Origin of the sequence: Xanthovirga aplysinae, from assembly GCF_009711365.1 — a bacterium.
Classification (GTDB): domain Bacteria; phylum Bacteroidota; class Bacteroidia; order Cytophagales; family Cyclobacteriaceae; genus Xanthovirga; species Xanthovirga aplysinae.
Map to the genome: position 1 here is coordinate 1 of NZ_SMMB01001011.1, position 6,575 is coordinate 6,575.

Here is a 6,575-nt window from a genome sequence, read left to right on the forward strand (position 1 = left end):
AAAAGAAAAAGCGCCGATCTTATAAAACCAACGCCTTTCTATAATGAAATATTAGGAATGCATTCTAATTAACTCAAAGCAACGGGTTTATTCCATTGTTTGGTTTCATATTCTTTTATTGTGTCTACAATGATATCTATACAGGCATTGATCTGTTCTTCAGTAATAACCAAAGGAGGGGCAAATCGAATGATGTTGCCATGGGTTGGTTTGGCCAAAAGACCATTTTCTTTGAGGGCAACACAGATATCCCATGCAGTAGAGCTTTCTTCCGAATCATTCACCACAATGGCATTCAGTAATCCTTTTCCTCGCACCAAATTCACGATTTCAGATTCAGCAATAAACTGATTTATTCGGTCGCGGAATAAATTTCCAAGTCTTTCTGCATTTTCAGCAAGCTTTTCATCTTTAACTACTTCTAATGCTTCCACCATTACTGCACAAGCTAAGGGATTACCTCCATAAGTGGAACCGTGCTCTCCTGGTTTAATAGTGAGCATGATGTCATCATTGGTCAAAACAGCAGATACCGGCATTGCTCCACCAGAAATGGCTTTTCCCAAAATAAGCATATCTGGATGAACACCTTCATGATCAGATGCCAGCATTTTTCCTGTCCTTGCGATTCCGGTCTGGATTTCGTCCATCATCAATATCACATTATGCTTGGTACACAGCTCTTGGGCCTTTTTCAAATATCCATCTGAAGGAACATAAACACCGGCTTCACCTTGTATAGGCTCAATCCACAAGCCGCAAACATTTGGGTTGCTCAAAGCTTCTTCCAGAACTTCTACATTATCATATTCTACTACTTGAAAGCCTGGCATGTAAGGTCCAAAACCTTTGGTGGCTACAGGATCAGTGGAAGCAGAGATAATTGTAGTCGTTCTTCCGTGGAAATTGTGTTTACAGGCAATAATTACCGCTTCATTCTCTGGAATGCCTTTTTTAGTATACCCCCACTTTCTGGCCAATTTGATTGCCGTCTCGTTGGCCTCTGCCCCAGAGTTCATCATCAGAACTTTGTCGTAGTTGAATAACTCACAAAGATATTTTTCAGCTATACCTAATTGATCACTATGAAAAGCTCGGGAAGTTAACGTCAAGGTTTCTGCTTGCTTCTTCATTGCATCTACAATTCTAGGATGGCAATGTCCTTGATTTACCGCGCTGTAAGCAGAAAGGAAGTCATAGTATTTCTTTCCTTCAACATCCCAAAGAAAAACACCTTCTCCTTTCGCCAATACCACAGGTAAAGGGTGATAGTTGTGTGCACCGTATTTTTCTTCCAACTCAATAGCTTCCTTACTGGATTTTACTTTCTCGGCCATAATTTTTTTTAATTTAAATCAACGAATTCATTCCAATGGGTTGGAACATCCAATTGCTCTGTACTGACATTATTAAATATTATCAGAATTGGAGAACAAATTTACTAATTTTGAATATTCATGAAATAAAGCAGGTGTTTTTCTGCAAACGATTCAAAGTTAGTAAAATCTCTACAATCTATAAAACGAACATTTTTGAAATTAAAAGGTAATCAAAAGCAAAATAAAGGAGAAGAAGATTATTACTTCAATGAAGAAGGGTTAATGGTTTTTACAGCAAAATATCACCTGAAAAGAGGTTATTGCTGTAAAAATGGTTGCAAACATTGCCCATATGGCTTTAGGAAAAAAGAGGTTTAATTTTCTAACCCCTTTGAACTTAAGAAAAATTATATGATATTTGCAGACTAATTTGTAAATCAACGCAAAGAACAGTTATAAATCATGGCTAGAGTTTGTCAAATTACAGGGAAAAGACCTAGAGTGGGTAATAACGTATCTCACGCCAATAACAAGACAAAAAGGAAATTTTATCCAAATCTGCATAAAAAGAGATTCTACATTCCTGAGGAAGATGCATGGATCACTTTGAAGGTGTCGACTACTGCTTTAAGAACCATCAATAAGAACGGTATCTCAGCAGTACTGAAAAAGGCGAGAAAGCAAGGAAACATGCTCGTTTAATAACCTGGATTGTAGAAAAGAATTAATTAACAACATTTAAGCTCTTTAAGGAAATGGCTAAGAAAGGCAACAGAGTTCAGGTGATTTTGGAATGTACAGAGCATAAAAAAAGTGGTATGCCTGGTACTTCAAGATACATCACCACCAAAAACCGAAAGAATACACCTGACCGATTGGAATTGAAGAAATATAATCCAATCCTTAAGAAAATGACTGTTCACAAAGAAATTAAATAATCATGGCAAAGAAGGTAGTTGCAACTTTAAAAAAAGAAGGTGGAAAGAACTTCGCCAAAGTAATCAAAGCCGTTAAATCTCCAAAAACCGGCGCTTACACCTTCAAAGAGGAAATGGTACCGGTAGATGAAGTGAAAAACACACTCGCTGCTAAATAATTTACCGGAAGAACAATTAATAAAAAGTCCCTTTTTCGGGACTTTTTTATATTTTAGGATAGTACTAAAATTACACGCGCATGGGTTTATTCGGTTTCTTTTCTAAAGACAAGAAAGAATCATTAGACAAGGGTCTTGAGAAATCAAAAGATAACTTTTTCTCTAAACTGGGGAAAGCTGTCGTTGGTAAATCAAAGGTTGATGAGGCGGTATTGGATGATTTGGAGGAAGTACTGATTACCTCTGATGTTGGGGTCCAAACCACTATCAAGATCATTGAGCGTATAGAAGAGCGAGTTGCCCGTGATAAGTATATGAGTGTAAGTGAGCTAGATAACATCCTTAGGGAAGAAATAGCAGCTTTATTATCTGAAAATATGACCGAGGAGGTCAATGATTTTATTATTCCTGCAGGTCATAAGCCCTACGTGATTTTGGTAGTAGGAGTAAATGGTGTGGGAAAAACAACTACAATTGGGAAATTAGCTGCGCAATTTCAAAAAAGAGGAAAAAAAGTAGTGTTGGGCGCGGCTGATACATTTCGTGCTGCGGCTGTGGACCAGTTGATCATGTGGGGAGAGCGGGTAGGTGTGCCTGTTATTTCTCATGGAATGAACACAGATCCTGCTTCTGTTGCTTTTGATGCGGTGAAAAAAGGAGTAGAAACTCAAGCAGATGTCGTGATCATTGATACTGCTGGAAGGTTACATACCAAAGTAAATTTGATGAACGAACTTTCTAAAATCAAGCGGGTTATTAAGAAGTTTATTGAAGATGCTCCCCATGATGTGATGTTAGTTTTAGATGGCAGCACAGGGCAAAATGCTGTTGTACAGGCCACCGAATTCACCAAAGCTACAGATGTTACTTCTCTAACTATTACCAAATTGGATGGAACTGCTAAGGGTGGTGTGGTAATTGGGATATCAGATCAATTTAAAATCCCAGTTAAATACATTGGGGTAGGGGAAAAAGTTGATGACCTACAAGTATTTAATAAGGTGGAATTTGTTGATTCATTTTTTAAAAAATAAGCATTTCCCTTCTTGGGAAGCTTCTCCATAGTGTTATCTTTTTTTTCTTCTTAAGTTTTGCTTTACTAAATTAGTGGGATAGATCACTCCAATCTTTTTTCTGTATAGAAAAGGGAGTTTGCTGTCTTTATTTTTCTATTTTGCACTTCGTACTCCACTCCTTAATGAATCATCTTTTCAGTATATAGCATTTGATTTTTAGGTCGTATAAGAAGTGTTTTGTGCCTAATCAATTCATTATTCACTCTTCATAATTCATTATTCACTAATTAAACCTTACTTTTGTCCATTATAATTTTAAAGGACAAAGATGTTTACACCCTCAGATTTTGATGAAATAAGACCATTTCGGGACGAAGAAGTAGATGACGTTTTAGGTCAACTTTCTAAGGATGAAGATTCTTTAAAGTACTTGCAACTTATTTTTCCGAAACTTTCAAAAGAAGAAATACTCGACAAGCTAAAAAACCTTCATACCATTAAAGATTTTCAGGTGGGGATTACCTATCCTGCTTTGCAGCGTCTTTTGAAGGAAACTACAGATGGTTTAAGTCATAGTGGTTTTGATCAAGTAGATGAAAATCAATCCTATTTATATATCTCCAATCATCGGGACATTGTCCTGGATTCTGCATTACTAAATTACATTTTGCATATTTCTGGCCATGAAACTACCGAAGTTGGCATTGGCAGTAATTTGTTAATGACGCCTTTTACTACTTGGTTGGCCAAATTGAATCGGAATTTCGTGGTGAATAGGAATGTTCCCCCTCGGCAAATGTACAATTATTCTCAACTACTTTCGGCTTACATTCGACATACATTAACCGAGAAACAAACATCTGTATGGATCGCTCAGGGAGAAGGAAGAGCAAAAGATGGTAATGATCAGACACAGGCCGGTTTATTGAAAATGTTTACCCTAAGCAGTGGGGAGGAAGATTTCATTGAGAGTAAGCGTATGCTTAATATCAGGCCTTTTGCTATTTCTTACGAACTAAATCCTTGTGATATTATGATGGCGCAAGAAATCTATATTCGTAAGACTACTGGTTCATATGAGAAAAAAGCTGGGGAGGATCTTCAAAGTATGATTACGGGTATCAGTGGATATAAAGGTCGTGTTCATCTGTCCTTAGCCAAACCTTTGGATAAGGAATTGGAAGCACTTAAAACTTGTAAAAATAAAAATGAGCAGATCCGTGAGCTGGCCAAAATGATAGATCAGAAGATCTATGAAAATTATAAATTGTGGCCTTCAAATTGGATTGCTTATGATGTGCTTCATGAAACTAACCACATTACTAAATACTCACAAGAGGAACGCTCTCGATTTATGCAGTATTTGGGTGGAAGAATCATGATGATGGAAGGAGATAAGACTGAATTGAGAAAAATCCTCTTACAGATGTATTCATACCCGGTTTCAAACTATTTAGCGAGTAAGTAAATTTTGGCTATAACATAGAGACGTGGTTAGCCACGTCTTTATTTTCCTTGGTCAGGTTTTTATTTTGAAACTTCAGGTTTCTAATTCCAAATTTATAATTCGTAACTATATATGTATCCAGTAACTGAAGCCCGTCCGGTAAGTTATTCTAAAACTACCATTACCGAACTGATGATTCCTTCTTATGCTAATTTCGGGGGAAAGATACACGGTGGAATTCTATTGTCATTAATGGATAAGGTGGCATATGCTTGTGCCAGCAAGCATGCGGGAAATTATTGCGTAACAGTATCAGTGGATGAGGTGAATTTTCTTCAAGCGGTAGAAGTTGGGGATTTAGTTTCTTTGAAGGCTTCAGTGAATTACGTAGGTAATACTTCCTTAATGGTGGGTATTAGGGTAGAAGCTGAAAACATAAAAAGTGGTACCTGTAAACACACTAACACGAGTTATGTAACTATGGTGGCCAAAGGAGAAGAGCATCAAACTGTAAAAGTCCCCGAATTGATTTTGAGCACAAATGAGGAAGTACGCCGTTTTATGGATGCCGTACAACGAAAGAAAATTAAACAGGATTATTACAAAAACATGCAATCGGCCAAAAAAGCTTTTGAACAAGAAGAAGTTTTTGACCTTTTAAGGGAGGAACGTTGTCGTTTGGAATTGTTGGGCTGAAATTAATGAATAGTCAATAGTGAATGATGAAAAGTGAAGCTTTAGAAGCATTATATCGTTATTCATTATTGATTAATCATCTTATCTTAGGCGTGCATATTAAAAGTCCAAACAGGTCTTTTTGAGTGATTGACGACATCTTCAGCAATACTTCCCCCCAATAAATGCATGAGCCCTGTACGTCCGTGGGTGCCCATGGCAATCATATCGGCATTGATTTCTTCTGCAAAATAAATGATCCCATCTTCCTCTACCACATCGTTGTAGATATTTAGAGAATAATTTTTTAGTTTGTGATGGTCGGCAAATCTTTTCATATTTCTTCTGATATCTCGATCAATCATAAAATTATTTGGGGTATTTATCATGACCACCTGTAAATGAGCATCGAAGATGTCCTGAATTTCCTTTAGTTTATTTACCACCTGCATTTCTTCTTCTCTTAAACTAGTGGCAAAAGCAATTTCTTTGATCGAAGAAGCACTTACAGGGCTTTTTATGGTGATCACAGGGCATTTTGCATTTCTTACTACCTTCTCCGTATTTGAACCGATTAGGATTTCTTCAAGTCCAGATACTCCCTTAGACCCCATAATGACCAGATCAACTTCCTGTTCCACAATATTACTACTAATGCTGCTATATGGACTTCCAAATTCTACATTTCCAGATATTCTTATTTGGTCGAAGCGTGGTTCATTAATAATTTCTTTAATTCTTTTTTTAAGCCGTTCAATGAGTTGTCCTACATATGCATTATCCATTGGATTTGTTGCCGCCTCACCCGTCGCAGAAAATGTACTAGTAGGATATTCAGCCACATGAAGAAGATATAATTCTACACCAGTTTTTTTGGCTAAATCCAGTGCAAAATCCAGGGCGTAAACTGCTTCCTCAGAAAAATCGGTGGGGATCAATATTTTTTTCATGGTTTAAAATTACTTATTGTCAATTTGGTAAAAGGGGGAAGGAGAGGAGGTAATTAGGTTTTCATTATTACA

Annotated in this window: 9 protein-coding genes; 7 read left to right on the forward strand and 2 right to left on the reverse strand. The window is 37.0% G+C overall.

Going from position 1 to position 6,575, the window contains the following annotated elements; genetic code table 11:
- Positions 1 to 68: 68 nt before the first annotated feature.
- Positions 69 to 1,337, reverse strand: coding sequence for an ornithine--oxo-acid transaminase (gene rocD, locus E1171_RS10325; RefSeq protein ID WP_155205928.1), 1,269 nt, complete (start codon positions 1,335 to 1,337; stop codon positions 69 to 71).
- 195 nt (positions 1,338 to 1,532) lie between these two features.
- On the opposite strand from rocD, the gene E1171_RS23795 reads away from it, so the two are divergent.
- The 7 genes from E1171_RS23795 (at position 1,533) to E1171_RS10355 (ending at position 5,574) form a co-directional block, all read left to right on the forward strand.
- Positions 1,533 to 1,697 (forward strand): C1orf53 family protein, encoded by a 165-nt coding sequence (locus E1171_RS23795; protein ID WP_187696382.1) that lies wholly within the window; start codon positions 1,533 to 1,535, stop codon positions 1,695 to 1,697.
- Positions 1,698 to 1,781: 84 nt separating this feature from the next.
- On the forward strand, positions 1,782 to 2,021 hold the full coding sequence (gene rpmB / locus E1171_RS10330) for a 50S ribosomal protein L28 (protein ID WP_155205929.1): 240 nt from the start codon (positions 1,782 to 1,784) through the stop codon (positions 2,019 to 2,021).
- A 53-nt stretch (positions 2,022 to 2,074) separates the two neighbouring features.
- On the forward strand, positions 2,075 to 2,257 hold the full coding sequence (gene rpmG / locus E1171_RS10335) for a 50S ribosomal protein L33 (protein ID WP_155205930.1): 183 nt from the start codon (positions 2,075 to 2,077) through the stop codon (positions 2,255 to 2,257).
- 2 nt (positions 2,258 to 2,259) lie between these two features.
- Positions 2,260 to 2,415, forward strand: a complete 156-nt coding sequence (locus tag E1171_RS10340) for a DUF4295 domain-containing protein (RefSeq protein WP_155205931.1) — start codon at positions 2,260 to 2,262, stop codon at positions 2,413 to 2,415.
- Positions 2,416 to 2,495: 80 nt separating this feature from the next.
- On the forward strand, positions 2,496 to 3,449 hold the full coding sequence (ftsY, locus tag E1171_RS10345; protein ID WP_155205932.1) for a signal recognition particle-docking protein FtsY: 954 nt from the start codon (positions 2,496 to 2,498) through the stop codon (positions 3,447 to 3,449).
- A gap of 310 nt (positions 3,450 to 3,759) precedes the next feature.
- A complete protein-coding gene (locus tag E1171_RS10350) occupies positions 3,760 to 4,899 on the forward strand; it encodes a 1-acyl-sn-glycerol-3-phosphate acyltransferase (RefSeq protein WP_155205933.1) in 1,140 nt (379 codons plus the stop codon).
- Positions 4,900 to 5,010: 111 nt separating this feature from the next.
- A complete protein-coding gene (locus tag E1171_RS10355) occupies positions 5,011 to 5,574 on the forward strand; it encodes an acyl-CoA thioesterase (protein WP_155205934.1) in 564 nt (187 codons plus the stop codon).
- A gap of 86 nt (positions 5,575 to 5,660) precedes the next feature.
- Here the strand turns inward: E1171_RS10355 and E1171_RS10360 are convergent, their stop codons facing one another.
- Complete coding sequence (locus E1171_RS10360; protein WP_155205935.1) at positions 5,661 to 6,503, reverse strand: universal stress protein; 843 nt, start codon at positions 6,501 to 6,503, stop codon at positions 5,661 to 5,663.
- Positions 6,504 to 6,575 lie beyond the last annotated feature (72 nt).